Raw genomic sequence first — 25,026 nt, 5'->3', positions numbered from 1 at the left:
CCCGGTTTTCAGCGGGACGTGTGACACCTCGAACGAGTTGGCGGGGCGGTTCAGGAGAGCCACTTCCTCCACACCGAAGGGTGAGCGCGCACCCACTTCCCCGCCGCCTCCTGCGGGCTCAGCTTCTGGTCGGCGATCATCAGCGAGACCTCGTTCTGGTCCTCGGTCGTCCACCGGAACTTCTTCAGGAAGGCCGCCGCCCGGCCGCCGTCCTTCGCGAAGTCCGCGTTGAGGTACTTCTGCAGCGGGGTGTGCGGGTAGGCGCAGGCGACCTTGGCGGCGTCGGCGTCGCAACCCTCCTGGTACGCGGGCAGCTTCACCTCGGTCATCGGGACCTTCTCGAACAGCCACTGGGGCGAGTACCAGTAGGTCAGGAAGGGCTTCTTCTCCTTGGCGAACTGTTTCATCTGGGTGATCTGGGCGGCCTCCGAACCGGCGAAGACCACCTGGTAGTCCAGCTTCAGGTTCTTCACCAGCGCCTTGTCGTTGGTGACGTACGACGGTGAGCCGTCGAGGAGTTGGCCCTTGCCGCCGCTCTCCGCGGTGCGGAAGAGGGAGGCGTACTTGTCGAGGTTCTTCCAGTTCGTGATGTCGGGGTGCTGCTTGGCCAGGTAGGTCGGCACGAACCAGCCGATGTGCCCGGTGACCCCGAGGTCACCGCCGCGCCCGATGGTCCTCTTGTCCTGGACGTAGCGCTTCTCCTGGTCCGGGTGGCCCCAGTCCTCCAGGATCGCGTCGACGCGGCCCTGGCTGAGCGCGTCCCAGGCGGGCACCTCGTCCACCTGCACGGTGTCGACGCGGTAGCCGAGTTCGTGTTCCAGCAGGTACTGCGCGACGGCGACGTTGGACTGCGCGCCGACCCAGGACTGCACGGACAGGGTCACGGTCTTCGAGCCCTGCGCGTTGGCGAAGGGCGAGGCCTGCTTGGTCATGTCGGCGGCACCGCAGCCGGTCGTGAGGACCAGCACGCAGGCGGCGGCCGCCAGGGGCGTGCGACGCATGGTCAGGCTCCCTTCGTCGTACGGCGGTCGGTGGGCTGGGTGACCCGGTCGAGCATCAGGCCCAGGCAGACGATGGCGGCACCGGCCACCAGCCCGGTCGCCAGGTCGCCCTGGGCGAGACCGAAGGCGACGTCGTAGCCGAGCGCGCCGCCGCCGACCAGGCCGCCGATGATGACGACCGCGAGGACCAGCACCACGCCCTGGTTGACGGCGAGCAGCAACGCGGGCCGGGCGAGCGGGAGCTGGACCTGCCACAGCTGCTGCCGGCCGGTCGCGCCCAGGGACCGAGCGGACTCCAGGGCGGCGGGGTCGACCTGCCGCAGCCCCTGCGTGGTGATCCGTACGACGGCGGGCAGCGCGTAGACGACGGCGGCCGCGACGGCCGGGGCGCGGCCGACGCCGAACAGGGCGACGACCGGGATCAGGTAGACGAACTGCGGCATGGTCTGGAACACGTCCAGGACCGGGCGCAGGGCGCGTTCGACGCGGTCGCTGCGGGCGGCGGCGATGCCGGTGGCGAAGCCGATGACGAGCGTGACGGCGACCGCCGCGAGGACCTGGGACAGCGTGTCGAGCGACGGCTCCCACACGCCCAGGACGCCGATCGCGGCCATCGCGAGGACGGCGGTGAGCGCGGTGCGCCAGGTGCCGATCAGCCAGGCCAGGGCGGCGACGACGAGGAGCACCGACCACCAGGGCAGCCACTGCAGGCCGGACCGGACGGGGTCCAGGATCCAGGTGGTGAAGTGGGCCGCCCAGTCGGCGGTGCCGCCCACGACCGGGACGCCCGAGTACAGGTGGGCGGTCATCCAGTCGACGGCGCGGTTGACCGGTTCGGCGAAGTTCAGGGTCCAGCCCGCGGGCCAGTCCAGGACTCCGAGGAGGCGGGCGGCGACGGCGACCGCGACGGTGGCGGCGAGGGCGTGGAGGAGGCCGGCCCGGCCGGGGCGGGTGTCGTCCCGGTCGCCCGCCGCGGCGGTGATGCGGTCCAGGACGACCGCGAGGAGCACGATCGGGATGCCGGCGGCGAGGGCCGCGCCGACGTCGACGGAGGCCAGCGCCTGGTAGACGCGGTCGCCGAGGCCGCCGGCGCCGATGACGGAGGCGATGACGGCCATCGACAGCGCCATCATGATCGTCTGGTTGAGTCCGAGCAGGAGTTCCCGGCGGGCCAGCGGGATGCGCGCGGTCAGCAGCCGCTGCCCGCGGGTGGCGCCGAGGGACTCGACGGCCTCCAGGACCTCCGGGTCGGCGCCGCGCAGGCCGAGGGCGGTGAGCCGGGCCATCGGCGGGGCGGCGTAGACGACGGTGGCGAGGACGGCGGCGGGCACGCCGATGCCGAAGACCAGGACCACCGGGAGCAGGTAGGCGAAGGCGGGCAGTACCTGCATGGTGTCCAGGACCGGGCGCAGGGCGCGGTGCAGCCGGTCGGAGAGACCGGCGCCGAGGCCGAGGACCAGGCCCACGGCGACGGACGCGAGGACGGCCACGACCATCAGCGCGAGGGTCTGCATGGTCGGCACCCACATGCCGAGGAGACCGCAGGCGAGGAACGCGGCGGCCGTGCCGGCGGCGAGCCGGAGGCCGGCGACGCGGTGCGCGACGGCGGCGGCCAGCACGGTGACGCCGGGCCAGCCCGCGGCGAGCAGCGCGAGGTAGACGACGCGGACGGTCAGCACGACGGCGTTGCTGATGTAGCCGAGGAAGTAGAGGAAGAGGGGGTGGGTGTCACGGTTGTCGATGACCCAGTCGCTGGCGGAGGTCAGCGGCCCGGAGAGATCGACGGTCAGGTCGTGCGGCCAGGCGGCGGACGCCCAGCGGGAGTGGGCGAGCGGCACGAGGACGGCCGCGACCACGGCCAGGGCGAGCAGCTTGCGCACGGCCCGGCCGGCGGGCAGCGGCAGGCGACGGGGCGTCGGGACGGTGACGGTTGCCATCAGACACCCTCCGGACTGGTGCGGGGCGCCGGGGGCTTGGCCTCCCCGCGCTCGCGGGGTGCCGCCGCGCCCGGCTGTGCCGCGCCGGTGGCGCGGCCGTCCGCGTCCCCGCCCGGGGGCGCGGGGACCCGCGCGGACGGACCACTGGCCGCCTCGCCCTTGGCCACGACGCCGAGCAGCGTGTCCGCGTCGACGACGCCGACGCACCGGTCCCCGTCGACGACCCGTGCCGGGGCGCCCTGCGCGGCCACCAGGTCGATCGCCTCGGAGACCGTCGCCGCCGGGCTGACCACGGGTCCGGCCGAGGCCTCCCCGGCCGCCGCCGGCCTCATCGCGGAGCCGACCGTCAGGACCTGCTCGCGCGGTACGTCCCGCACGAACTCCCGGACGTAGTCGTCGGCCGGGGAGCCGACGATCTCCTCGGGCGTGCCGAGCTGCACCACCCGTCCGTCCCGCATCAGCGCGATGCGGTCACCGAGCTTGAGCGCCTCGCTCAGGTCGTGCGTGATGAAGACCATCGTGCGGCCCTCCTCCTGGTGCAGGCGGACCACCTCCTCCTGCATGTCCCGTCTGATCAGCGGGTCGAGGGCGCTGAACGGCTCGTCGAAGAGGAGGACCTCGGGGTCGACGGCGAGCGCCCGCGCCAGTCCGACCCGCTGGCGCTGGCCGCCGGACAGCTGGGCGGGCCTGCGCTGCTCCATGCCGTCGAGTCCGACCTTGGCGACGACCTCCGCGGCCCGTGCGCGCCGCTCGGACCTGCCGACGCCCTGGATCTCCAGGCCGTAGGCGACGTTGTCGATGACGGAGCGGTGCGGCAGCAGTCCGAAGTGCTGGAAGACCATCGCCGCCCGGTGCCGGCGCAGTTCGCGCAGCCGGCCCTTGTCCATCGCCCGGACGTCCTCGCCGTCGATGGCGATCGTGCCGGAGGTGGGTTCGATGAGCCGGGTCAGGCAGCGGACCAGCGTCGACTTCCCGGAGCCGGACAGGCCCATCACGACGAAGACCTCGCCCTTGCGCACGTCGAAGGAGACGTCACGGACGGCTGCCGTGCAGCCGGTGCGGGAGCGCAGTTCGGCGGGCACGAGGGCGGAGAGTTCGGGGTCGCCGGGGATCTGGGCGGCCTTCGGGCCGAACACCTTCCACAGGCCGTCGACGGAGAAGACGGGGGTCGAGGCAGGGGGTGTGGCGGAGGCCGCCACCGGGGTCGTACTGGTCATCACGCACCGCCCTTCAGCAGGTCCACGGCCCTCTCGCCGACCATCAGCACTCCGATCATCGGGTTCACGGCCGGCATGGTCGGGAAGACGGAGGCGTCGGCGATCCGGATGCCGTCCAGGCCGCGGATCCGCAGCTCCGGGTCGACGACGGCCTGCCCGTCGTCCGCCGCGCCCATCCGGCAGGTGCCGGCCGGGTGGTACACGGTGTGCGCCACCTTGCGGGCGTACTCGCCGAGTTCGGCGTCGCCGAGGATCTCCGGGCCCGGGCACACCTCGCGCTTCAGCCAGCCGGCCAGCGGCTCGGTCTTCGCGATCTCGCGGGCGATGCGGATGCCGTCGACGAGGGTGCGGCCGTCGTAGTCGTCCTCGTCGGTGAAGTAGCGGAAGTCCAGGGCGGGCTTCTCCGCCGGGTCGGCGCTCTTGAGGTACAGGCGGCCGCGGCTGCGCGGCTTGGGGATGTTCGGGGTCATCGAGACGCCGAACTCCGGCCGCCGGTAGCCCAGTCGCTCCGGGTTGTCGGTGAACGGGATCTGGTAGAAGTGGAACATCAGGTCCGGGCCCGCGTGTTCGGGGTCGCGGCGCACGAACAGGCCCGCGTCGGAGTCCATCGCGGAGTTCTCGGGGATCGGTCCGTTCGTCTCCCAGACGATGACCGACTCGGGGTGGTCCAGGAGGTTCTCGCCGACGCCCGGCAGGTCGAGCACGGCCGGGATGCCGAGCGCTTCGAGGTCCTTGACCGGGCCGATGCCCGAGTGCAGGAGCAGCCGCGGGGAGTCCACGGCGCCCGCGCACAGCACGACCTCGTTGCGGGCCCGTACGAGCAGTTCCTCGCCGTCCTTGGTGCGCACGTGCACGCCCTCGGCGCGGGTGCCGTCCAGCTGGAGCCGGTACGCCCAGGTCTCCAGAAAGAGCGTCAGGTTGGGCCGTTCGTCCATCACCGGGTGGAGGTAGGCCACCGAGGCGCTGGAGCGCTTGTTGTCCTCGGGGTGGTAGGCGAGGTCGAAGAAGCCGGCGCCCTCGGTGAACGGCTTCCGGTTGAAGCCCTCCACGCGCGGGACGCCCAGCGCCTCCTGGGCCGCGTCGACGAAGTCGCGGGCGATGGCGTTGCGGTCCTTCTCGTCGACCGGGACGATGTTGTTGAGGAGGCGGGCGTAGTACGCCTCCATCGGGACCGCGCCCCAGCCCTCGGCGCCGGCCGCCTCCCACTCGTCCCAGTCGGAGGGCAGCGGCTTGAAGGCGATGAGCGTGTTGTGGGACGAGCAGCCGCCGAGGACACGGGCCCGGCTGTGCCGGATGTGGGAGTTGCCGCGCGGTTGCTCGGTGGTGGGGTAGTCGTAGTCCAGTTCGCCGCCGAGCAGACCCATCCAGCGGCGCAGGGTGAGGACGTCGTCGCGGCCGACGTCGCTGGGGCCGCCCTCGATCACGGCGACCGTGACGTCGGGGTTCTCGGTGAGACGGGAGGCTATGACGGAACCCGCTGTTCCGCCGCCGATCACGACGTAGTCGTACAGGGGGGACTGGGACATGAGGGGGTGCTCCAAAAGGCTGCTCGCGTACGGCGGTCGGGTGGGCTCAGCCGGCGAACCAGCGCACCGGCCGCGGCGCGAGGTTCTGGTAGACGTGCTTGGTCTCGCGGTACTCGGCGAGCCCGGCGGGCCCCAGTTCGCGGCCGGTGCCGCTCTTCCCGAAGCCGCCCCACTCCGCCTGCGGCAGGTAGGGGTGGAAGTCGTTGATCCAGACGGTGCCGTGCCGCAGTCGCGCCGCGACCCGGCGGGCGCGTCCGGCGTCGGCGGTCCAGACGGCACCGGCCAGGCCGTACTCGGTGTCGTTGGCGAGGGCGACCGCCTCGTCCTCGGTGCGGAAGGTCTCCACGGTGAGGACCGGTCCGAAGATCTCCTCGCGGACCACCCGCATCTCCCGGTGGCACTGGTCGAGGATGGTCGGCTCGTAGAAGTAGCCGCCCTCGGGACGGTCGGCGGACGGTTCGGGGCGCTTGCCGCCAGAGCGCAGTACCGCGCCCTGGGCGAGCGCCGAGGCGACGTACTCCTCGGTCCTGGCGCGCTGCCGCTCGGAGACGAGCGGTCCGCACTCGACGCCGTCGGCCGTTCCGCGTCCGAGGCGGATCCGGGCCGCGCGGCGGGCGAGTTCGGCGACGAATCGTTCCCGCAGCGGTTCCTCGACGATCAGCCGGGCGCCGGCCGAGCAGACCTGGCCGCTGTGGATGAAGGCGGCGTTGAGGGCCTGGTCGACGGCGGTGTCGAAGCCTTCCTCGGTGGCGCAGGCGTCGGCGAAGACCACGTTGGGGTTCTTGCCGCCGAGTTCGAGGGCCACCTTCTTGACCGACACGGCGGCCGCCCGGGCGACCTTGACGCCGCTGACCAGTCCGCCGGTGAAGGAGACCAGGTCGACGTCGGGGTGGTCGGCGAGGCGGGCGCCGACGCTGTGCCCGGGGCCGGTGACGAGGTTGGCGACTCCGGCCGGCAGCCCGGCCTCCGCCAGCAGGGCGATCAGCGCGACGGTCGTCAGCGGGGTGATCTCGCTCGGCTTGATCACGAAGGTGTTGCCCGCCGCGAGGGCCGGAGCGATCTTCCAGCTGGCCTGCAGCAGGGGGTAGTTCCAGGGCGTGATCAGGGCGCAGACACCGACCGGTTCGTGGACGACGACGCTGTGGATGTCGGGCGAGCCCGCGTCCACCACCCGGCCCGCGCCCTCCGCCGCCACCAGGTCGGCGAAGTAGCGGAAGGCGTCGGCGACGCAGTCGATGTCGACGCGGCCCTCCTCGACGGTCTTGCCCGCGTCCCGGCTCTCCAGGAGGCCCAGCTCCTCGCGGTCGCGAACGAGCAGGTCGGCCACCCGGCGCAGCAGGGCGGCCCGCTCGGCGACCGCGGTGCGCGGCCAGTCGCCGGTGTCGAAGGCGCGCCGGGCGGCGGCCACCGCCGCCTCCGCGTCCCTCTCGTCACCCTCGGCCACCACGGCGAAGGGCAGGCCGTCCGCGGGGTCGATGATCTCGCGCGTCGCGCCGGAGACGGCTGCCAGCCACTCGCCTCCGACCTGGATGGTCGCTCGTGCCGTTCGGTCCGCCATGATCGGTATTGCCTTCCGTTCCTGTTCAGTGCCCCTGTGTGACAGAGGGGTCACCCTCGGGGACCGTCACCGCATGCCCTCGGGCCGGGATTGCATGCGCAATCGATGGCCGAGAGTGCGCTGTCTCACTGAACAGCCGGACGTACCAGTACAAACAGGCCCCTGTCAGGGCGCGGAATCCGCCGACTCGGTGTGCGTGGCGTGCCGGGGCCTGCTCTTGGCCGAGATCTGGCCGACGAGTTCCCAGAAACACACGAGTGCGGTCACGGGCGGAATCCCGAAAATGACTAACGACAACAGCGCGTGGGACGAGTGGCTGACGCAGAGCACCACGGCCAGGACGGAGGCGGCCAGCACCACGCACCAGGACCGGCGGGCGCTGCGGCGCTGCGCGGTGGCGCGCAGGACGGACAGGGCCGCCACGAACCAGGGGCCGTACACCGTCAGCGGCCAGTACTGGGCCAGCCCCGCGGGCAGCATCGACGACGCGATCCCGCGCAGTTGCCCGTACGAGTAGCACAGGGACCAGGTCAGCATGCAGACGGCGCAGAGCGAGACCGCCGCGATCAGGAACGTGATGTGGGTGACGCTCCGGCCGCCGTCGAGCAGGTGCGAGTCGTGGCGGCGGACCCGCCGGCGGCTGCTCCTGCGCCGCGCCGGCACGTCGATCAGGGTGGGAGCCGAGCTGACGCTCACCCCGGTCGGCGCGGACAGCATCTGGGCCAGTTCCTCGACCGGGTCCCAGTCGCTCGGGGCGGTGTCCTGCTCCGGAGCGGTCCAGGTGTGGTCGTACAGGCCCGGATGGTCGTAGAGGCCGGGGTGCTCGTAGCGCCCGGGGTGCTCATGGAGACCCGGGTGGTCGTAGAGACCGGGATGGTCGTAGAGACCAGCGTCGCGCTGCATCCCGTCCATCGATAAAACCTCCGCACCCTGCTTCAGAACGCTGCGTACAGATCCGCCAAGGTCCGCCGATAATCATTTTCCAGCACTTTGATTCTCGTCAGGAAATCATCGAGCAGGTCCGAACATGAAGTGATTTCCATATTGCCGGGCCAGCGGAGCGCGGTGGTCGGGTGGTCTTCGGCGGTGATCCAGTCCAATCGCGTCACAGTCACCTAACGACCGTCGATCGGAGCAGGATTTGGAGCGTTCGGGGGAATTGAGTCACTCGGAAGAGGAACCGCGGAATACAGGCAGGCAATTACATTCCGCGGATACTGGAATTAAATGAACGAAGCCACGGACCCGCGCCCGCCGGGCGCTGTCACGGGCCGGCCGGCCGTTCCCGCACGCGGTCCCGGGGCCAGGCGTGCGCCGGGTCGGCGTCGTGGCGGGGGTGCCAGGCCAGGCCGATGCCGATCGGCGGCTGGTCCAGCGGCACCTCGAAGGCGACCAGGCCGAGCGCGGCGGCCGGCGGCGCGCTCCAGGCGGCGATCAGACCGGTCAGGTCGCAGTCGCGGAGCGTGAACAGGGAGGCCGGGAAGGTGCCGACGGTGCCCACCACCCGGCGTTCCAGGCCGAGTTCGGCCCGCCGGGCGTCCACCGGGCCGTGCGGCCTGCCGCGCCGGGAGACGGTCAGGTGACCGGCCGCGGCGGCGTACCGCTCGGGCGCCAGCTCGCCGGTACGCCTCCCGGCTGCCGGTCATCTCGGCCGGCACCGGTCCGTCCAGGCCCGCCCTGACCCTGGGCGTGCTCACCTCGCTCCCGCCCCACCAGGCGGGGCTCGGCCCGGGACTCGGCACCACCGGCCGCGAGACCGGCGCGGCGCTCGGTGTCGCGGTCCCCGGCACGATCCTGTCCGCCGACCCGGCCTGCGGCCTGGGCCCGGCGCCACGCACCGTCTCGCCGCTGGTGCTCGCGGCGACGGTGCTCGTGGTGGCCGGCTACCGCGACCGGACCCCGACACGTACTATCGCGTCCGACCGGGAACGCGTACTGTCGCGTTCATCCGGTGCCTGAGCAACTCCCGTCACCACACGGCCCGTTGAGGAGCCTTCCATGCCCGCCCTGCTGAATCCCGTCCTCGACCTGCTGACCCTGCGCGGCACCGTCACCGAGGCCGAACAGATCACCGCACGCATCCGCCGGCTGCGCGTCGACGGCGACCAGCTCGCCGGTCTCGACGTGCGGCCGGGACAGCAGGTGCGGGTCCTGGTCACCGGCCTGACCCTGCGCACGTACTCCGTGTGGCACTACGACCCCTCCGGCGTCGTCGAGCTGTGCGTGCTGGACCATGCCGAGGACGGCCCGGGAGCGCGCTGGGGACGCACGGTCGCCGCCGGCGACCAGGTGCGGCTGCGCAGGCCCGAAGGCACCTTCACGCTGCGCCCCGAGGCCTCCCACCACGTCTTCGTCGGTGACGAGACGGCCTCGGTGGCCTTCGGCGCGATGCTCGCCGCGCTGCCCGAGGAGGCCGACGTCTCCGGCTGCGTGGAGACGGCGACCGCGGCGGACCGGCTGCCCCTGGCGCACGGGGAGCACCTGGACTGGGTGCTGCGCGGCGAGACCTCGCTGCCGGAGGCGGTCCGCCGGCTCGCGCCCGAACCCGGCGGGATCGCGTACGTCGCCGGGGAGGCGCGGGCCGTGCAGGCGGTGCGCAAGGTTCTCGTCCAGGAGGCGGGCTGGGACCGGCGGGCGGTGCTCACCAAGCCGTTCTGGACGCCGGGCAGGAAGGGCATGGAGTGACGGCGGCGGTCAGGAACACCCGGCGCCGGCCGGGCAGAAGGAGTCGAGCGCCGTGGTGAGGGGCGCGCGGACCAGGTCGGCGGCGAGGCTCCCGGGACCGCTGGAGCGGATCGCGTACAAGGTGCCGTCGGCGGCCTGGAAGCGGTGGTCGATCACCTGACGGGTGCCCTTGTCCCGGTCGTCGTAGCGGTACGACAGCTCGGCCCAGCCGGCACCGGAGGCGCGGGCGCCCGGCAGGTAGCCGGGCTGCTTGGCGTACCCGTACCCGGAGTCGTTCTCCGCGAGGTCCAGCGACTGGGCCGGGGTGGCCTCGGAGAGCGCGAAGATCTGCAACTGGCGTCCGTCGGACGGGGAGTCGTAGTACACCACCGGCGCCTTCTCCCCCTGCTGCTGCCGCCGGGTCCAGCCCTTCGGCACGTCGAGCGTGTATCCGACGGGGTCGTGCGCGACGCGGTATCCGGCGGCGGCCGAGGGAGCGGAGGCGGAGGAGGCGGCCGTGGCCGCGGGAGAGCCGGCCGGAGACGACGTCGGGCCGGTGCGCACGCGCGCGGACGGCGCGGCCGACCCGGTGCCGGAGCGCGCGCCGTCGTCCCGGCCGAGGTACCAGACCCCCAGCCCGGCGAGACCCGCGACCAGGACCAGGGCGAGGACCGCCGCGAGCGCCCGCCCGGAACGCCGTCGCGGCGGCGCGAGCCGGTACCCGGTCGAGGTCGGGGCGCCGGACCAGGGCGGCGGCGTGTAGTCCCGCCGGGCCTCGTGCGGCGTCGCGGACGGCAGCGCGGGACGGTCGCCGGGAGGCGCGGACTGCGCCCAGGGGGCGGGCGGCGCCGGGGGCCGCGCCCCGGTACCGGAGGGTACGGCGGGCAGGGTCGGCGGCCAGGGCGCGGACCGCGCCGGCGGGTCCGCGGGCCGGGCCGAGGGGTTCGGGTCCGGGTCCGGTGCGCGGCCCGGACCGTACGGGCCGTCACCGGCGGTCGGCCATCCCGGCGGCACGGCGGGGCCGGCCTGCCGCGGCTTGTCCAGGGACACCGGCCACGCGGACCGCGGCGGGGCCGACGGCCCGCCGGGCGGCGGGCTCTGTGGCACCGGGGACCGGTCCGGCCGCCCGGTGGGCTCCGCGGGCCACGGGCTCTCCGGAACCCCGGTGTGCCCCGGGGTCACCGTCGGCCATCTCTGGGTGCTCGGCTCCTCCGGGTCCTGCTGCCGCGGGCCCTCCCGCCGCCCGTCGTCCGTCCCGTCCCCGGACCGGCCACTCCTGTCGCTCATCGCGAACCCCCCGATTCACTGCACGGCTTGCCTCTTCCGACGGTAGCGGCGGAAACGGGAACGGGCCCCGTTCCGGACGAAACCGGATCGGGGCCCGTGGGCGCGGGAGGCTCAGATGAGGCCGAGGGCGCGGACCGCGTCGCGCTCCTCCGCCAGCTCCTGCACCGAGGCGTCGATGCGGGTGCGGGAGAACTCGCTGATCTCCAGGCCCTGCACGATCTCGTACACGCCGTCCTTGGTGGTGACCGGGAAGGAGGAGATCAGGCCCTCCGGGACGCCGTAGGAGCCGTCCGACGGGATGCCCATGGAGGTCCAGTCGCCGTCCGCGGTGCCGTTGACCCAGGTGTGGACGTGGTCGATGGCCGCGTTCGCGGCGGAGGCGGCGGAGGACGCGCCACGGGCCTCGATGATGGCCGCGCCGCGCTTGGCGACGGTCGGGATGAACTCCTCGGCCAGCCACTTCTCGTCGTTGACGACCTCGGCGGCGTTCTTGCCGGCGACCGTGGCGTGGAAGATGTCCGGGTACTGGGTGGCGGAGTGGTTGCCCCAGATGGTCAGGCGCTTGATGTCGGCGACCGTGGAACCCGTCTTCTTCGCCAGCTGGGTCAGCGCGCGGTTGTGGTCCAGGCGGGTCATCGCGGTGAACCGCTCGGCCGGTACGTCCGGCGCGGCGGCCTGCGCGATCAGCGCGTTGGTGTTGGCCGGGTTGCCGACGACCAGGACCTTGATGTCGTCCGCCGCGTGGTCGTTGATGGCCTTGCCCTGCGGCTTGAAGATGCCGCCGTTGGCCTCCAGGAGGTCACCGCGCTCCATGCCCTTGGTGCGCGGGCGGGCGCCCACGAGGAGGGCCACGTTGGCGCCGTCGAAGGCGACGTTCGGGTCGTCGGTGATGTCGATGCCCTGCAGCAGCGGGAAGGCGCAGTCGTCGAGCTCCATGGCGGTGCCCTCGGCGGCCTTGAGCGCGGGGGTGATCTCCAGGAGGCGGAGCCGGACCGGCACGTCCGCGCCGAGCAGCTGGCCGGAGGCGATGCGGAAGAGCAGGGCGTAACCGATCTGGCCGGCCGCGCCGGTGACGGTGACGTTCACGGGAGTGCGGGTCATGGCGTTCTCCGTAGACAGCTGGCGGTGGGCGTCCTTGCCCTGGGGTGCGGACGTACGAATGATCGATCTCTCGGCATCAAGAGATCCACCGGTCAGGCTATCGCGCATTCCGCATGCCGGACGTGGAGGGGTGGGTGTGGCCCACCCCACAACGGATCCGCGTCAGCCGTGCGGAGGGGCGCCGGACATGAGGCGGCCGCCCGTCCGGGAGAGGGGGGAGGGCGGCCGCCGCCGGGGGTGCCGGAATCCGGACTCCCGTGGGGGGATACAGGTTCGCCTGCCCGGGAATCGCGACGGCATTCCCGGGCCCGCGGACTTTCTACGGGGTGCACCCCGTCCGCCCCGACGCCAGCGTCGCGCACGCCTTGGCCTGGGCCGCGTCCCCTACCGCCACCATCGGCGTGTAGGCGATGGTGTCGCCGTCGGCCGTGATGTCCCCGGTCCTGCTGGTGGTGCCCGCGGTGACGCGCACCGAGTCGCCCCGGGCGGCGCCGGTGATACGGCCCCAGGCGGCGCCGCAGGCGCTGCTGTAGCGGACCTCCAGGGTGACCGCGCCGACCGCCGCCGACCTGGTGGTGGTCACCAGGTCGCCGCTGCACCCCATGGCCTCCGCGTCCTTGCCGGTGCAGCCGGCGCCCGCGCACTTCACACCGGCCGGCAGGGCGGTGCGCGCGGCGGTGGACGGGGCGGCGGCGGCACCGCTGCGGTGCTGGTCCGCGCCGCCGCCGTCGCCGCCGGTCAGCAGGAAGACGCCGGCGACGATCACGGCGACACCGGAGGCGCCGGCCAGGAACATCGTCAGCCGCCGCCTGCCCTCGCCGCCGGCACCGGCCGCCGGTGCCGCGGGCGCGCCCGGCCCGCGCGGCCGGGCGCCCTCCCGCTTGTCGGCGTCGGGCGCCGTCGGCTGGGCGGGGACGGTGGGCGAGACGCCCGCGGGACCGGCGACCCCGGGCGTGGCGACGGCACCGCCCGGCCGGCGCCGCGCCCTGCCCCCGGCGGTCGCCGTCGTGGGCACGGCGGGCGGTCCTCCGAACTCCCCGAGCGCGGCGCGCGCCTGGGAGATCCGGATCGCCTCCATCGTCCTGTCGTGGCGCTGTTCCGACCTGCTCCAGGCCCGTTCCGCCAGCTCCCACATGGTCGTGAGGTGGACGGGATCGGTGCCGGTGGCCTCGGCGAGCGCGACGACCGCGCCCTTGGGCGCCAGCAGCCGCCCGCCCAGGTACCGCTCCCAGGACGTCCTGCTGTAACCGGTGCGGTCGGACAGTGCCGCGGCACTCAGCCCGCCGCGGTCCACGAGCCGCCGCATGTGAGTCGTGAACTCCGCGACCCGCGGGTCCAGTTCGTCCGGCAGGTCCTTCCAACGAGGCATCGCTTCCCCCCTCTTTCCCGCGTTCCCCTGGCACGCGGCGCCCCCGCGCCGGCCCCCGTTCCCGTTGTCCAGCGGACCACGGCGCCTGTGGAACCCCGTCCCCCGCCAGGGGGCGCACGGAAGCACGGCCCGGCCCGCGCGCACCGCCGCACGCCGACCGCGAAGCGGTCCAACGGGCCTTCGGCGCACCCTCGTTGACCACGTTAGCCGGGTTCCGGGCCAGCTCCGTGACCGGTCCGCCAAGTCACCGGCACATCGGCACACCGGTCGTGACCTCCCAGGTCACCGCGGACCCGGCTCACCCGAGGACCACCGCGCCGACGACGGCCACGAGGAGCAGCACGACCAGCAGCGCCACCGCGGCCGGCAGCAGCCGGCCGTGCGGGCGGGGCGCCCGCTCCGGCTCCGGCTCCGGGCTCTCCCACCAGGGAAGGGTGGGGTCGTCCTCGTACTCCCCGGCGCCCGGCGGCGGTTGCGGCGCGTTCGCCGGGCGCGGCCAGGCCTGGACGGCCAGTTCCCAGCGCACGGTGTGCCGTTCGGCGTCGGCACCGGTGAGGCCGGCGACCCGGCACAGCGCGGCGACGGCCTGCCGGGGCGGCGGCTGGACGGCGTTGAGGTACCGCTGCCAGGAGGACTTGCTGTACGCGGTGCGGGCGCCCAGCGCTACCAGACTGAGACCGGTGCCTTCCTTGAGGAGCCGTAAGTGCTCCACGAAGTGCCGCACCTCCGCCGGAAGCTCCTCCGGCAGCGGCTGCCAGCCGCCCATCACGCACCTCCGGCCTTCCCGCGTTGCCAGTTCGTTGCCAGTTCAGAGCGGGTGACGACGGCGGGCGGTCCGACGGTTCCCGCAGGTTGTGGCAGTGCGGACGGTCCGTAGCGGAACGGTCACCTCTGTGCCACAGCCGGCGGACAGGCGTTGAACAGCCGCCGTGCGACGGGAAGGCTGAAACCCGACGGCGGTCCGTCCTGCTCGGGGGAGGGGACGGGCCGCCTTCGACCGCAGACCGGGACGGCCCGGCAGGGACCGGGCGGGACCCGCTAGCTCTTCATCGTGAAGTGCAGCGTGTCCTTCAGGAACGGGATCACCAGCCACGGCTTCGGCTGTGCCATCAGCGCCAGCAGGACGATCGCCAGCCCCAGCACCCCGTACGTCACGATGTCCGTGAACCGGGAGCGCACCGCGAGCATCCCGACGCTCGGCACCACCCACCGCATCGCCGCTCCCGCGAGCAGCCCCGCCCCGATCAGCAGCGCACCCACCCGGAACTGGTCGAGCGAGGTGAGCAGCAGCCCGACCGCGACGGTCGCCAGCACCACCAGCACCGGCCACTGCCGGGCCGGCGCCGGCAGGTCCTTCGACGCGGCCCTGCCGCCGCCCTCGGGGCGTGCCGTGTCCCGCGTGAACAGCGGGAAGCGCCGGGTCGCCCGGCGTCCCGCACCCTGTCCGTGACCGCCGTCAGCCGACACTGCGCTCCGCCGCCTCGACCACGTTGACGAGCAGCTGGGCCCGGGTCATCGGTCCGACTCCGCCGGGGTTCGGGGAGAGCCAGCCTGCGACCTCGGCGACGCCGGGGTGGACATCGCCGACGATCTTGCCCTCCGCGTTGCGGGAGACGCCGATGTCGAGAACGGCCGCGCCCGGTTTGACGTCCTCGGCGCGGATCAGGTGCGGGGAGCCGGCCGCGGCGACGATGATGTCGGCGCGCCGGAGGTGGGCGGAGAGGTCACGGGTGCCGGTGTGGCACTGGGTGACCGTCGCGTTCTCGCTGCGCCGGGTGAGCAGCAGCGGCATCGGGCGGCCGATGGTGACACCGCGGCCGACGACCACGACCTCGGCGCCCTTGATCTCGACGCCGTGGCGGCGCAGCAGGGTCAGCACGCCGTTGGGGGTGCAGGGCAGCGGGGCGGGCTCGCCGAGCACCAGCCGGCCCAGGTTCATCGGGTGCAGGCCGTCCGCGTCCTTGTGCGGATCCATCAGCTCCAGGATGCGGTTCTCGTCGATGCCCCTGGGCAGGGGGAGCTGGACGATGTAGCCGGTGCAGTCGGGGTCGTCGTTGAGCTCGCGGACGACGGCCTCGATCTCCTCCTGGGTCGCGGTGGCGGGCAGCTCGCGCTGGATGGAGGCGATGCCGACCTGCGCGCAGTCGCGGTGCTTGCCCGCGACGTACTTCTGGCTGCCGGGGTCGTCCCCGACGAGGATCGTGCCGAGGCCGGGCGTGACGCCCTTCTCCTTCAGCGCCGCCACGCGGGCGGTCAGATCGGACTTGATCGCGGCTGCGGTGGCCTTGCCATCGAGAATCTGGGCGGTCATGGCTCCATCCTCGCGGATTCCGGTCTCCCGGTTCCAGTCGGGTGTGCGGTCGTGATCAATGATGTTGCACTTGCACAACACCTCGCTAATCGGACTGGACAACAACTCGCCCTTACTAAACGATGAGCGGCGCAGTATCGCGGTCCGGTTGGGGGGCAAACCGCTCAGAACATGACGTACCTCCGCCCCTGTCCGCGTCGTCCCCGCAGGTTCAACGGAGGAAAACGGCCATGAGTTTCGGCGCGCCCAACAACCCCTACGGTCAGCCGCAGGACCCGCAGCAGGGTCAGCCCGGCTACGGCTACCCGCAGCAGGGCCAGCCCGGCTACCAGCAGGTCCCGCAGGGCGTGCCTCCGCAGCAGGGGTACGGCTACCCCCAGCAGCCCGGTTTCCCGCAGCAGGCCGGTTACGGCTACCCGCCCCAGGGGTACGGCGCGACGCCGCCGTACGCGAACTGGGGCCAGCGTTTCCTCGGCACCCTCGTCGACGGCCTGGTCTTCCTGGTGCCGTACATCCTGGTGCTCGTCGGCGCCAAGGTGAAGGCGCTGCTGTTCATCGGCGTCCTGGCGATCATCGCCGTCGCCATCTGGCAGCTGATCCAGGAGGGCCGCACCGGTCAGACGGTCGGCAAGAAGGCGCTGGGCATCCGCCTGGTCAAGGAGGCCACCGGCCAGCCGATCGGCGTCGGCATGGCCTTCGTGCGCCGCATCGCGCACGCCCTGGACAGCATCGCCTGCTACCTGGGCTGGCTGTGGCCGGCGTGGGACGCCAAGCGCCAGACCTTCGCCGACAAGGTCTGCGGCACCATCGTGATCCGCAGCAACTGAGCAGGCACCGCACCGCATTCCAAGGGCCGTGTTCCCCGAGGGGGAACACGGCCCTGGTATGTGCGGCCCCGGTGCGGCGGCTCAGTGGAAGAAGTGCCGCGTGCCCGTGAAGTACATCGTCACGCCCGCCTTCTTCGCGGCCTCCACGACGAGTTCGTCACGCATCGAACCGCCCGGCTGCGCCACGGCCCGCACACCGGCCGCGGTGAGGATCTCCAGGCCGTCGGGGAAGGGGAAGAAGGCGTCGGAGGCGGCGTAGGAGCCGCGCGCCCGCTCCTCCCCCGCCCGCTCGACGGCGAGCTTCGCGGAGTCGACGCGGTTGACCTGGCCCATGCCGACGCCGACCGAGGCGCCGTCCTTGGCGAGCAGGATGGCGTTGGACTTCACGGCCCGGCAGGCCTTCCAGGCGAAGGCCAGTTCGCGCAGTTCCTCGGGGCTCAGGGCCTCGCCGGTGGCCAGGGTCCAGTGCGCCGGGTCGTCGCCGTCGGCCTGCAGCCGGTCGGTGACCTGGAGCAGCACACCGCCGTCGACGGGCTTGACCTCCACCGGGTTCGCGGGCGCACCCGGAGCCTTCAGCACCCGGATGTTCTTCTTCCGGGCGAGGGCCTCGAGCGCCCCCTCCTCGTAGTCCGGCGCCACGATGACCTCGGTGAAGATCTCCGCGACCTGCTCGGCCATCTCCTTGCTGACCGGCCGGTTCACCGCGATGACGCCGCCGAACGCGGACAGCGGGTCGCAGGCGTGCGCCTTGCGGTGCGCCTCGGCGACGTCCGAACCGATCGCGATGCCACAGGGGTTGGCGTGCTTGATGATCGCGACGCACGGCTCGTCGTGGTCGTACGCGGCACGGCGCGCGGCGTCCGTGTCCGTGTAGTTGTTGTACGACATCTCCTTGCCGTGCAGCTGCTCGGCCTTGGCGAGGCCGCCGCCGCTCGCGTCGACGTACAGCGCGGCGGGCTGGTGCGGGTTCTCGCCGTAGCGCAGGATGTTCTCGCGCTCCCAGGTGGCGCCGAGGAAGTCCGGGAACCGCCACGCGGCGGAGCCGCTGGTGGATGCGGCGTCGACCGGGGCGTACTCGGAGGCGAACCAGGAGGCCACCGCCACGTCGTAGGACGCGGTGTGCTGGAACGCCTCGGCGGCCAGCCGCTTGCGGGTGGCGAGGTCGAAGCCGCCCTCGGCGACGGCGGCGAGCACGTCGGCGTACCGCCCGGGGCTGGTGACCACGGCGACCGAGGGGTGGTTCTTGGCGGCGGCGCGGACCATCGAGGGGCCGCCGATGTCGATCTGCTCGACGCACTCGTCCGGCGAGGCGCCCGAGGCGACGGTCTCGCGGAACGGGTAGAGGTTGACGACGACGAGGTCGAAGGGGGCCACGCCGAGTTCTTCGAGCTGCTTGCGGTGGCTCTCGAGGCGCAGGTCGGCGAGGATGCCGGCGTGCACCTTGGGGTGCAGGGTCTTGACCCGCCCGTCGAGGCACTCCGGGAAGCCGGTCAGCTCCTCCACCTTGGTCACGGGGACGCCGGCGGCGGCGATGCGGGAGGCGGTGGAGCCGGTGGAGACGAGTTCGACGCCCGCCTCGTGCAGCCCGCGCGCGAGGTCTTCGAGACCCGACTTGTCGTAGACGCTGACGAGCGCCCGTCGGATGGGCCGCTTGTTGCTCTCGGCGGTCACTGGATAAACACCTTTCGTCCCTCGATGCGATGGCCGTTGCGGGCGATCCGCCCCACGACCTCGACGAGCAGGCTTCGCTCGACTTCCTTGATGCGCTCGTGCAGAGCGCCCTCGTCGTCCTCGTCCCTGACCTCCACCACGCCCTGCGCGATGATCGGCCCGGTGTCGACGCCGTCGTCGACGAAGTGGACGGTGCAACCGGTGACCTTGGCGCCGTACGCGAGCGCGTCCCGCACACCGTGGGCCCCGGGGAAACTGGGCAGCAGGGCCGGATGCGTGTTCACGGTCCGGCCGCCGAACCGCGCCAGGAACTCCTTCCCGAGGATCTTCATGAACCCGGCGGAGACCACGAGGTCGGGCTCGTGGGCGGCGACCGCCTCGGCGAGCGCGCGGTCCCACTCCTGCCGCGTCCCGAAGTCCTTGACGCGGGTCACGAAGGTCGCGATCCCGGCGCGTTCGGCGCGCGCGAGCCCCTCGATGCCGTCGCGGTCGGCTCCGACGGCGACGACCTCGGCGCCGTAGGCCCCGGCGCCGGTGGCGGCGATCGCGTCGAGGAGCGCCTGGAGGTTGGTGCCGGATCCGGAGACCAGCACGACGAGGCGCTTGGCCACGGGCTTGGCGGCCACGGCGGGGCCCTTTCTCGGGGGAGCGTCGGTACGGCGGCCGGACCGGCACCCGCTTTGTGCGTTCCTACGAGTGCTTCGCGCCCCGGGATACGGGGAAGTCTACGAAGCGGCCGACCGTCAGCAACGATACCGGCACACCGGACGGCCCCCACGGGACGGGGGCGTGGCCGGAAGGTAGCGTCTGGGAGGTACCGGGGCGGGAACGCGTGCGGGGGGCGACGCGTTGACCGGGTAACCAGCCGTTTCGTTGTCCATCTCGATCCAAGGGAAGACGCTCACTTGATGCCGGACCGCAGCCTGGGACTTCGTATGCTCCCCCCGCATTCCGTCCAGGGAGGGCCGAGTTTCGCCGTGCTGCTGCGGGAGCGGCCGGCCTCGCCGCCGGAGGCGCCCTCGGACCGGCCGAAGGGCGACCAGCAGGACGACAACCCCTTCGCCCCGCCGCCCGAGGGCACGCCGGACAAGCCGTGGCAGCCGCGCCGCCCGGCCGGTGACGACGACCAGGATCCGCCCTGGGGCAGCCAGTGGAGCGACCGCCAGCCCGGCCCGGGATCCGGCGGCTTCGGCCGGCGACCCGACGAGAGCGGCCAGGGCGGCGGCGGTCAGGGCGGTCCTGGTCCCGGGATGCGCTGGGACCCGACGGACCCCGCCCAGCGCCGGGCGCGGTACGCCCTGCTGAGCGGCATGTGGGCCTTCCTCTTCGCCCTGTTCGGCTGGCCCTACGTGGCGCTGCTGCTGGGCGCGCTCGGCATCTACTGGGGAGTGAGCTCGCTCCGCGCCAGGCCGCGCACCCCGGAGGAGGCGGCGGCCGCGGCCAACGCCGGCCGGCCGCAGACCACGGCGGCGATCAGCGGCCTGGTCACCGCGTCCCTGGCGCTGGCCCTGGTGGCGGCGACCTTCACGGCCCAGATGGTCTACCGCGACTACTACACCTGCGTCTCGGACTCGCTCACCAACGAGGCCAGGCACTCCTGCGACCACCTGCTCCCGAAGGAACTGCGCACCGTCCTGGGCACCGCGAACAGCTGAGCGGACGGGCGCCCGTCACGTCCCCTCGGTGCCGTCCGGCGGCTCGGCCTTCTCGTGCGGTGCCGCCCATCCCGCCGTGCGGGCGACCTCGTCCTGCCAGGCGGTGGACGGCGGCGGGGTGGCCCGCCGCATCTCGTAGGGCTCGGCGGGCAGCGCCTCGTACGTGTCGCCGTCGCCCTGGTCGGGCAGGACGACGGCCGCCGGGGCCGCGGCCGCCGGTGTCTCCTTCTTCTTCTCCGCCGCGGGCTCCTCCGCGGGCCGCTGCCTGCCGAAGCCCAGCCAGGCCGCGAGCGACAGCGGGCCGAGCCCCCGGAAGGCGCGCAGCACCAGGGCCGCGGGCACGCCGGCCACGAGGAGCCAGCCGCCGGCCGCCGCGCCCGTCTGCCACCAGACGGGGCCGAAGCCGTTGAGCGCGGCGACGCCCAGCGGGCCGCCCGCCAGTTCGGCCAGGGCCGCGAGCAGCACCGCGCACACCAGGGCCGCCAGCAGCGTCACCCCGGCCGTGCGCCCGGCGGCCCAGCGCCGGCGGGTCGCCCGGCCCACCACGAACCAGGCCATCGTCCACCCGGCCGCCAGCGGCACCGCGCCGGCCAGCCAGTTCAGCGGCGTGCCCGGTCCGTGCGCCGGTACGGCCGCGAGCAACGGGAAGGGCGGCAGCAGCGGAGCCGGGTGTGCGGCGAGCGGGCTCACGACGTGCCCGGCGCCGAGCACGAAGCCGGGGCCGACGGCGTACGACGCGGCCCACACCGCCGCGTTCGGGATCAGCGCGACGCACAGCAGCAGGACCGCGAACCGTCCGGTCCAGCCCTCCGTCAGCTGCAGGAACGACGCGCGGGCCGGCTCGCCGTGCAGCACCAGCGAGACCGCCAGCAGCAGCGTCCCGCCGCCGAGGAACACGGCCGTGCCGGCGAGGGCGGCGCGGACCGCCGTGCCCCACCGCGCCCGGGTGTCGCGGCCCAGCAGCAGGCGCCGCACCGGGCCTGGCAGCACGGCGGCCAGGCGCAGCAGCGGCTCGCGCGGACGGCCGTACGCCGACCACACCCCGGCGCCCGCGGCGAGTGTCGCGACCAGCGGCAGACACACCGCCACCCATCCCCACACGGGGCGCAGTTCGCCGCCGGAGGCGTACAACGCGGCGCAGCCGCCGACGCCGAGGTAGCCGGCCACCACTCCGGTCCACGCCGTACGGGCCCGGACCGGCGGCGGCACGTCGAGGCCGTCACCGTCGTCCCCGTCGTCGCCGTCCTGGGCGTCGACCGCCTCCCGTGCCCCCCGGTACACCAGCAGGGCGGGCAGCACCAGGAGCAGCAGCGGCGTCACCCCGACCGGGGCCGGCACCCCGGACAGGGTGTCGGTGCGGACCAGTTCGATTCCGTGGGCGAGCAGCCACAGGGCCGCCGCGAGGTGCAGTGCGCCGCCCGGCCCGCTGTCGGGGTAGGGCGAGCTGACCCACAGGGCCATCACCAGCACGGCGAAGCAGGCGAGTCCGAGCCCGGCCGCGATCGCGCCGCCCAGGAGGCTCGCGGCCAGCCCCGGGGACCGGTCGCGCAGGCGGTCGAGCAGGTGCGGCAGGAGCGGCGGGCGGGACGGTCGGGGCCCTCGGGACGGAGGTGCCGACGTCGGTCGGTGAGCGGGCATCCGAATCACGACGGCCATGCTCCCAACGACACGCGCTTTTCCGTCGTAACGGGCGAACCACCGAAGTGTCGCCCAATATATGTTTATGTGTTTTTTCGAAGGAAGGTGCACCCGGTGACGCAGAGCCCTGTCCCCGCCGACGAGGCCGTACCGTCCGGGACCCTGACGCCCACTCAGGCCTTCGACGCGCTCTACGCGTTCTGCGCCCCCGCCCTGGTACGGCAGACCTACCTGCTCACCGGGCGCCGGGAACTGGCACGGGAAGCCGTCGAACGGGCCTTCCAACTCGCCTGGCAGAACTGGCCTCAGGTGGCCCGCGACCGCGACCCGGCCGGCTGGGTGCGGGCGGTGGCGCACGAGTGCGCGCTCTCCCCCTGGCACCGGTTCCGGCTGCGCTACCGCCAGCCCGAGGCCCCGCCGGCCGGCGCGGCGGACCGCGCGCTGCTGGACGTGCTCCTCCAGCTCCCGCCGACCTACCGCCGCACGCTGCTCCTGTACGACGGTGTCGGCCTGGACCTGCCGGAGACGGCGGCGGAGACGGAGGCGAGCACTCCGGCGGCGGCACGGCGGCTGACCCACGCCCGGCAGGCCGTCGCCGACCAGCTGCCCGAACTGGCGGACCCGGCCGTGCTGAACCGCCGGATGGCCGAACTGGCGACGGCGCAGACCCTGCGGTCGGCCCAGCCGCCGGCCGTGCGGGGCTGCGCCGAACGGCAGACCCGGTTCTGGACCCGGTCCGCGCTCGCCTTCACGGCGACGATCATCGCGGCGACGACCCTCACGCTGCGGACGGCCCCGACCCACTACGAGGCGCCGATCGGTCCCCCGCAGGCGATCAGCGGGGTGCCGGCGGAAGTGGGGCTGGGACCGCTGTCCGCCGGGGAGCGGGCACTGCGGCTGAAACTGCAGAGGGACACCGACAACGGGCCGGAGAGACTGGCACCGCTGGCGGGGTGACTCCGCCGGCCGCGGGCAGGCGTGCCGGTGAGCGCCGGCGAGCGGAACGCCGGTAGGCCCGTCCCTGGGCGGGGACGGGCCTACCGGCGTACGGTCGGGCGGTCGTTCAGCCGGCGAGCAGCTCGCGGGCCAGCTTCGCCGTCTCGGTCGGGGTCTTGCCGACCTTGACGCCCGCGGCCTCCAGGGCCTCCTTCTTCGCCTGGGCGGTGCCCGACGAACCGGAGACGATGGCGCCGGCGTGACCCATGGTCTTGCCCTCGGGCGCGGTGAAGCCCGCGACGTAGCCGACGACCGGCTTGGTCACGTTCTCCTTGATGAACGCGGCCGCGCGCTCCTCGGCGTCGCCGCCGATCTCACCGATCATCACGATCAGGTCGGTGTCGGGGTCGTCCTGGAACGCGGCCAGCGCATCGATGTGCGTGGTGCCGATGATCGGGTCGCCACCGATGCCGACGGCCGTCGAGAAGCCGATGTCACGCAGCTCGTACATCATCTGGTACGTCAGCGTGCCGGACTTCGAGACCAGGCCGATGCGGCCCGGCTTGGTGATGTCGCCCGGGATGATGCCGACGTTCGACTGGCCCGGGGTGATGATGCCGGGGCAGTTCGGGCCGATGATCCGGGTCTTGTTGCCCTTCTTGCCGGCGTACGCCCAGAAGGCGGCCGAGTCGTGCACGGCGATGCCCTCGGTGATCACGACGGCCAGCGGGATCTCGGCGTCGATCGCCTCGTCCACGGCGGCCTTGGTGAACTTCTCCGGCACGAAGATGACGGAGACGTTGGCGCCGGTGGCCTCGACGGCCTCCTTGACGGTGCCGAAGACCGGTACCTCGGTGCCGTCGAAGTCGACCTTCTGACCGGCCTTGCGCGGGTTGACGCCGCCCACGACGTTGGTGCCGTCGCCCAGCATGAGCTTGGTGTGCTTCATGCCCGTGGCGCCGGTCATGCCCTGGACGATGACCTTGCTGTCCTTGTTGAGCCAGATAGCCATGGTGTGTTCTGTCCTCGTCCTGAGTGCTTACTTGGCGGCGTGGGCCAGCTCGGCGGCCTTGTCGGCCGCGCCGTCCATGGTGTCGACGCGCTGCACCAGCGGGTGGTTGGCGTCGGTGAGGATCTTGCGACCCAGTTCGGCGTTGTTGCCGTCCAGACGGACGACCAGGGGCTTGGAGACGTTCTCGCCGCGGTCCTCCAGGAGCTTCAGCGCCTGCACGATGCCGTTGGCGACCTCGTCGCAGGCGGTGATGCCGCCGAAGACGTTCACGAACACGGAGCGGACGTCCGGGTCGCCGAGGATGATCTCCAGGCCGTTCGCCATCACCTGGGCGGAGGCGCCGCCGCCGATGTCGAGGAAGTTGGCCGGCTTCACGCCGCCGTGCTTCTCACCGGCGTACGCGACGACGTCCAGGGTGCTCATGACGAGACCGGCGCCGTTGCCGATGATGCCGACCTCGCCGTCGAGCTTGACGTAGTTGAGGTTCTTCTCCTTGGCGGCGGCCTCCAGCGGGTTGGCCGCGGCCTTGTCGTGCAGCTCGTCCCAGTCGTGACGGAACTCGGCGTTGTCGTCGAGCGACACCTTGCCGTCCAGGGCGAGGACGTCACCGGAGACGACCTTCGCGAGCGGGTTGACCTCGACGAGGAGGGCGTCCGACTTGATGAAGGTGTCCCACAGCTTGACCAGGATGTCGGCGACCTTGTCGGCGACGTCGGCCGGGAACTTCGCGGCGGCGACGATCTCCTTGGCCTTGGCCAGGTCCACACCGTCGATCGCGTCGATCGGGGTCTTGGCGACGGCCTCCGGACGGGTGGCCGCCACCTCCTCGATCTCCATGCCGCCCTCGACGGAGGCGATGGAGAGGAAGGTGCGGTTGGCACGGTCGAGGAGGAAGGAGACGTAGTACTCCTCGACGATCTCCGGAGCGGTCTCGGCGATCATCACCTTGTGGACCGTGTGGCCCTTGATGTCCATGCCGAGGATGTCCGTCGCACGGGCGACGGCCTCGTCCGCGGAGGCGGCCAGCTTGACGCCACCGGCCTTGCCACGACCACCGACCTTCACCTGCGCCTTGACGACGGACTTGCCGCCCAGACGCTCGGTGATCTCGCGCGCCGCCTCAGGCGTGTCGATGACTTCACCGGCCAGCACCGGTACATCGTGCTTGGCGAAGAGGTCCCTCGCCTGGTACTCGAACAGGTCCACGCGCTTCCGTCCCTATCAGTGATCTCGCGGTTCGTTGGATGCGTGGGCGTGCCGCGAAGGGCAACGTGACGTCCGCAATGTGTCACAAGGGGGGCGCACACGGTGTCCGA

23 protein-coding genes and 1 pseudogene are annotated in these 25,026 nt (G+C 72.9%); 5 read left to right on the top strand and 19 right to left on the bottom strand.

The features are described 5' to 3' along the window. Positions 1-50: 50 nt before the first annotated feature. The 8 genes and pseudogenes from ACIRQ9_RS04705 to ACIRQ9_RS04670 all read right to left on the bottom strand — a co-directional run. Complete coding sequence (locus ACIRQ9_RS04705; RefSeq protein ID WP_404167110.1) at positions 51-1,001, bottom strand: ABC transporter substrate-binding protein; 951 nt, start codon at positions 999-1,001, stop codon at positions 51-53. 2 nt (positions 1,002-1,003) lie between these two features. Continuing rightward, positions 1,004-2,938: an ABC transporter permease gene (locus tag ACIRQ9_RS04700; protein ID WP_404167108.1), complete on the bottom strand. Its 1,935-nt coding sequence runs from the start codon at positions 2,936-2,938 to the stop codon at positions 1,004-1,006. Continuing rightward, positions 2,938-4,155 carry a glycine betaine/L-proline ABC transporter ATP-binding protein gene (locus ACIRQ9_RS04695; protein ID WP_404167106.1) on the bottom strand — a complete coding sequence of 406 codons (1,218 nt, stop codon included), beginning with the start codon at positions 4,153-4,155 and terminating at the stop codon, positions 2,938-2,940. Before ACIRQ9_RS04695 ends, ACIRQ9_RS04700 begins: the two co-directional genes overlap by 1 nt. Next, a complete protein-coding gene (locus ACIRQ9_RS04690) occupies positions 4,155-5,681 on the bottom strand; it encodes a GMC family oxidoreductase (protein WP_404167104.1) in 1,527 nt (508 codons plus the stop codon). The genes ACIRQ9_RS04695 and ACIRQ9_RS04690 overlap by 1 nt, the downstream gene beginning before the upstream one ends. 46 nt (positions 5,682-5,727) lie before the next feature. After that, positions 5,728-7,239 carry an aldehyde dehydrogenase family protein gene (locus tag ACIRQ9_RS04685; RefSeq protein ID WP_404167102.1) on the bottom strand — a complete coding sequence of 504 codons (1,512 nt, stop codon included), beginning with the start codon at positions 7,237-7,239 and terminating at the stop codon, positions 5,728-5,730. Positions 7,240-7,404: 165 nt separating this feature from the next. After that, positions 7,405-8,151 carry a DUF2637 domain-containing protein gene (locus ACIRQ9_RS04680; protein ID WP_404167100.1) on the bottom strand — a complete coding sequence of 249 codons (747 nt, stop codon included), beginning with the start codon at positions 8,149-8,151 and terminating at the stop codon, positions 7,405-7,407. Between the two features lie 23 nt (positions 8,152-8,174). After that, positions 8,175-8,339: a hypothetical protein gene (locus ACIRQ9_RS04675; RefSeq protein ID WP_351318362.1), complete on the bottom strand. Its 165-nt coding sequence runs from the start codon at positions 8,337-8,339 to the stop codon at positions 8,175-8,177. 164 nt (positions 8,340-8,503) lie between these two features. Continuing rightward, a pseudogene (locus ACIRQ9_RS04670) lies at positions 8,504-8,860 on the bottom strand (LysR family transcriptional regulator); the annotation flags it as partial. A gap of 68 nt (positions 8,861-8,928) precedes the next feature. Between ACIRQ9_RS04670 and ACIRQ9_RS04665 the strand changes: the two are divergent. Both ACIRQ9_RS04665 and ACIRQ9_RS04660 read left to right on the top strand, forming a co-directional pair. Further along, the gene (locus ACIRQ9_RS04665; RefSeq protein WP_404167098.1) at positions 8,929-9,198 is read left to right on the top strand and encodes a hypothetical protein; all 270 of its coding nucleotides are present in this window, start codon (positions 8,929-8,931) and stop codon (positions 9,196-9,198) included. 39 nt (positions 9,199-9,237) lie between these two features. Next, a complete protein-coding gene (locus tag ACIRQ9_RS04660) occupies positions 9,238-9,924 on the top strand; it encodes a siderophore-interacting protein (protein ID WP_404167096.1) in 687 nt (228 codons plus the stop codon). Between the two features lie 9 nt (positions 9,925-9,933). On the opposite strand, the gene ACIRQ9_RS04655 is transcribed toward ACIRQ9_RS04660, so the two are convergent. The 6 genes from ACIRQ9_RS04655 to ACIRQ9_RS04630 all read right to left on the bottom strand — a co-directional run bounded on the left by ACIRQ9_RS04655 (position 9,934) and on the right by ACIRQ9_RS04630 (position 15,971). Continuing rightward, positions 9,934-10,953 (bottom strand): hypothetical protein, encoded by a 1,020-nt coding sequence (locus ACIRQ9_RS04655; protein ID WP_404167094.1) that lies wholly within the window; start codon positions 10,951-10,953, stop codon positions 9,934-9,936. Positions 10,954-11,301: 348 nt separating this feature from the next. Next, positions 11,302-12,291: a malate dehydrogenase gene (locus ACIRQ9_RS04650; protein ID WP_404167092.1), complete on the bottom strand. Its 990-nt coding sequence runs from the start codon at positions 12,289-12,291 to the stop codon at positions 11,302-11,304. A gap of 319 nt (positions 12,292-12,610) precedes the next feature. Next, entirely contained in the window at positions 12,611-13,660 is a 1,050-nt protein-coding gene (locus tag ACIRQ9_RS04645; RefSeq protein ID WP_404167090.1) for a DUF2690 domain-containing protein, read from the bottom strand. Between the two features lie 298 nt (positions 13,661-13,958). After that, a complete protein-coding gene (locus ACIRQ9_RS04640) occupies positions 13,959-14,426 on the bottom strand; it encodes a helix-turn-helix domain-containing protein (RefSeq protein WP_404167088.1) in 468 nt (155 codons plus the stop codon). Between the two features lie 272 nt (positions 14,427-14,698). Then, positions 14,699-15,127 (bottom strand): DUF3017 domain-containing protein, encoded by a 429-nt coding sequence (locus tag ACIRQ9_RS04635; protein WP_404167086.1) that lies wholly within the window; start codon positions 15,125-15,127, stop codon positions 14,699-14,701. Further along, complete coding sequence (locus ACIRQ9_RS04630; protein WP_404167084.1) at positions 15,117-15,971, bottom strand: bifunctional methylenetetrahydrofolate dehydrogenase/methenyltetrahydrofolate cyclohydrolase; 855 nt, start codon at positions 15,969-15,971, stop codon at positions 15,117-15,119. The genes ACIRQ9_RS04635 and ACIRQ9_RS04630 overlap by 11 nt, the downstream gene beginning before the upstream one ends. Before the next feature lie 230 nt (positions 15,972-16,201). Here ACIRQ9_RS04630 and ACIRQ9_RS04625 point away from each other — a divergent pair, with 230 nt between their 5' ends. Next, the gene (locus ACIRQ9_RS04625) at positions 16,202-16,798 is read left to right on the top strand and encodes an RDD family protein (RefSeq protein WP_404167082.1); all 597 of its coding nucleotides are present in this window, start codon (positions 16,202-16,204) and stop codon (positions 16,796-16,798) included. Between the two features lie 81 nt (positions 16,799-16,879). Here ACIRQ9_RS04625 and purH read toward each other — a convergent pair whose 3' ends face one another. Both purH and purN read right to left on the bottom strand, forming a co-directional pair. Beyond that, positions 16,880-18,469 carry a bifunctional phosphoribosylaminoimidazolecarboxamide formyltransferase/IMP cyclohydrolase gene (gene purH / locus ACIRQ9_RS04620; protein ID WP_404167080.1) on the bottom strand — a complete coding sequence of 530 codons (1,590 nt, stop codon included), beginning with the start codon at positions 18,467-18,469 and terminating at the stop codon, positions 16,880-16,882. Continuing rightward, the gene (gene purN / locus ACIRQ9_RS04615; protein ID WP_404167078.1) at positions 18,466-19,095 is read right to left on the bottom strand and encodes a phosphoribosylglycinamide formyltransferase; all 630 of its coding nucleotides are present in this window, start codon (positions 19,093-19,095) and stop codon (positions 18,466-18,468) included. The genes purH and purN overlap by 4 nt, the downstream gene beginning before the upstream one ends. 282 nt (positions 19,096-19,377) lie before the next feature. Between purN and ACIRQ9_RS04610 the strand changes: the two genes are divergently transcribed. Then, positions 19,378-20,124: a hypothetical protein gene (locus ACIRQ9_RS04610; RefSeq protein WP_404167076.1), complete on the top strand. Its 747-nt coding sequence runs from the start codon at positions 19,378-19,380 to the stop codon at positions 20,122-20,124. Between the two features lie 15 nt (positions 20,125-20,139). Here ACIRQ9_RS04610 and ACIRQ9_RS04605 read toward each other — a convergent pair whose 3' ends face one another. After that, a complete protein-coding gene (locus tag ACIRQ9_RS04605) occupies positions 20,140-21,780 on the bottom strand; it encodes a DUF6350 family protein (protein WP_404167074.1) in 1,641 nt (546 codons plus the stop codon). A 96-nt stretch (positions 21,781-21,876) separates the two neighbouring features. Here ACIRQ9_RS04605 and ACIRQ9_RS04600 point away from each other — a divergent pair, with 96 nt between their 5' ends. Beyond that, entirely contained in the window at positions 21,877-22,719 is an 843-nt protein-coding gene (locus tag ACIRQ9_RS04600; RefSeq protein ID WP_404167072.1) for an RNA polymerase sigma factor, read from the top strand. 106 nt (positions 22,720-22,825) lie between these two features. Here ACIRQ9_RS04600 and sucD read toward each other — a convergent pair whose 3' ends face one another. After that, a complete protein-coding gene (gene sucD / locus ACIRQ9_RS04595; protein WP_404167070.1) occupies positions 22,826-23,710 on the bottom strand; it encodes a succinate--CoA ligase subunit alpha in 885 nt (294 codons plus the stop codon). A 27-nt stretch (positions 23,711-23,737) separates the two neighbouring features. Beyond that, positions 23,738-24,916, bottom strand: a complete 1,179-nt coding sequence (gene sucC / locus ACIRQ9_RS04590) for an ADP-forming succinate--CoA ligase subunit beta (RefSeq protein WP_351318328.1) — start codon at positions 24,914-24,916, stop codon at positions 23,738-23,740. Between the last annotated feature and the right edge of the window lie 110 nt (positions 24,917-25,026).

Origin of the sequence: Streptomyces sp. NPDC101237, from assembly GCF_044767465.1 — a bacterium.
GTDB classification, from domain to species: domain Bacteria; phylum Actinomycetota; class Actinomycetes; order Streptomycetales; family Streptomycetaceae; genus Streptomyces; species Streptomyces gramineus.
The sequence above is the reverse complement of the archived record's forward strand: the minus strand, read 5'-3'. Positions and strand labels throughout refer to the sequence as shown.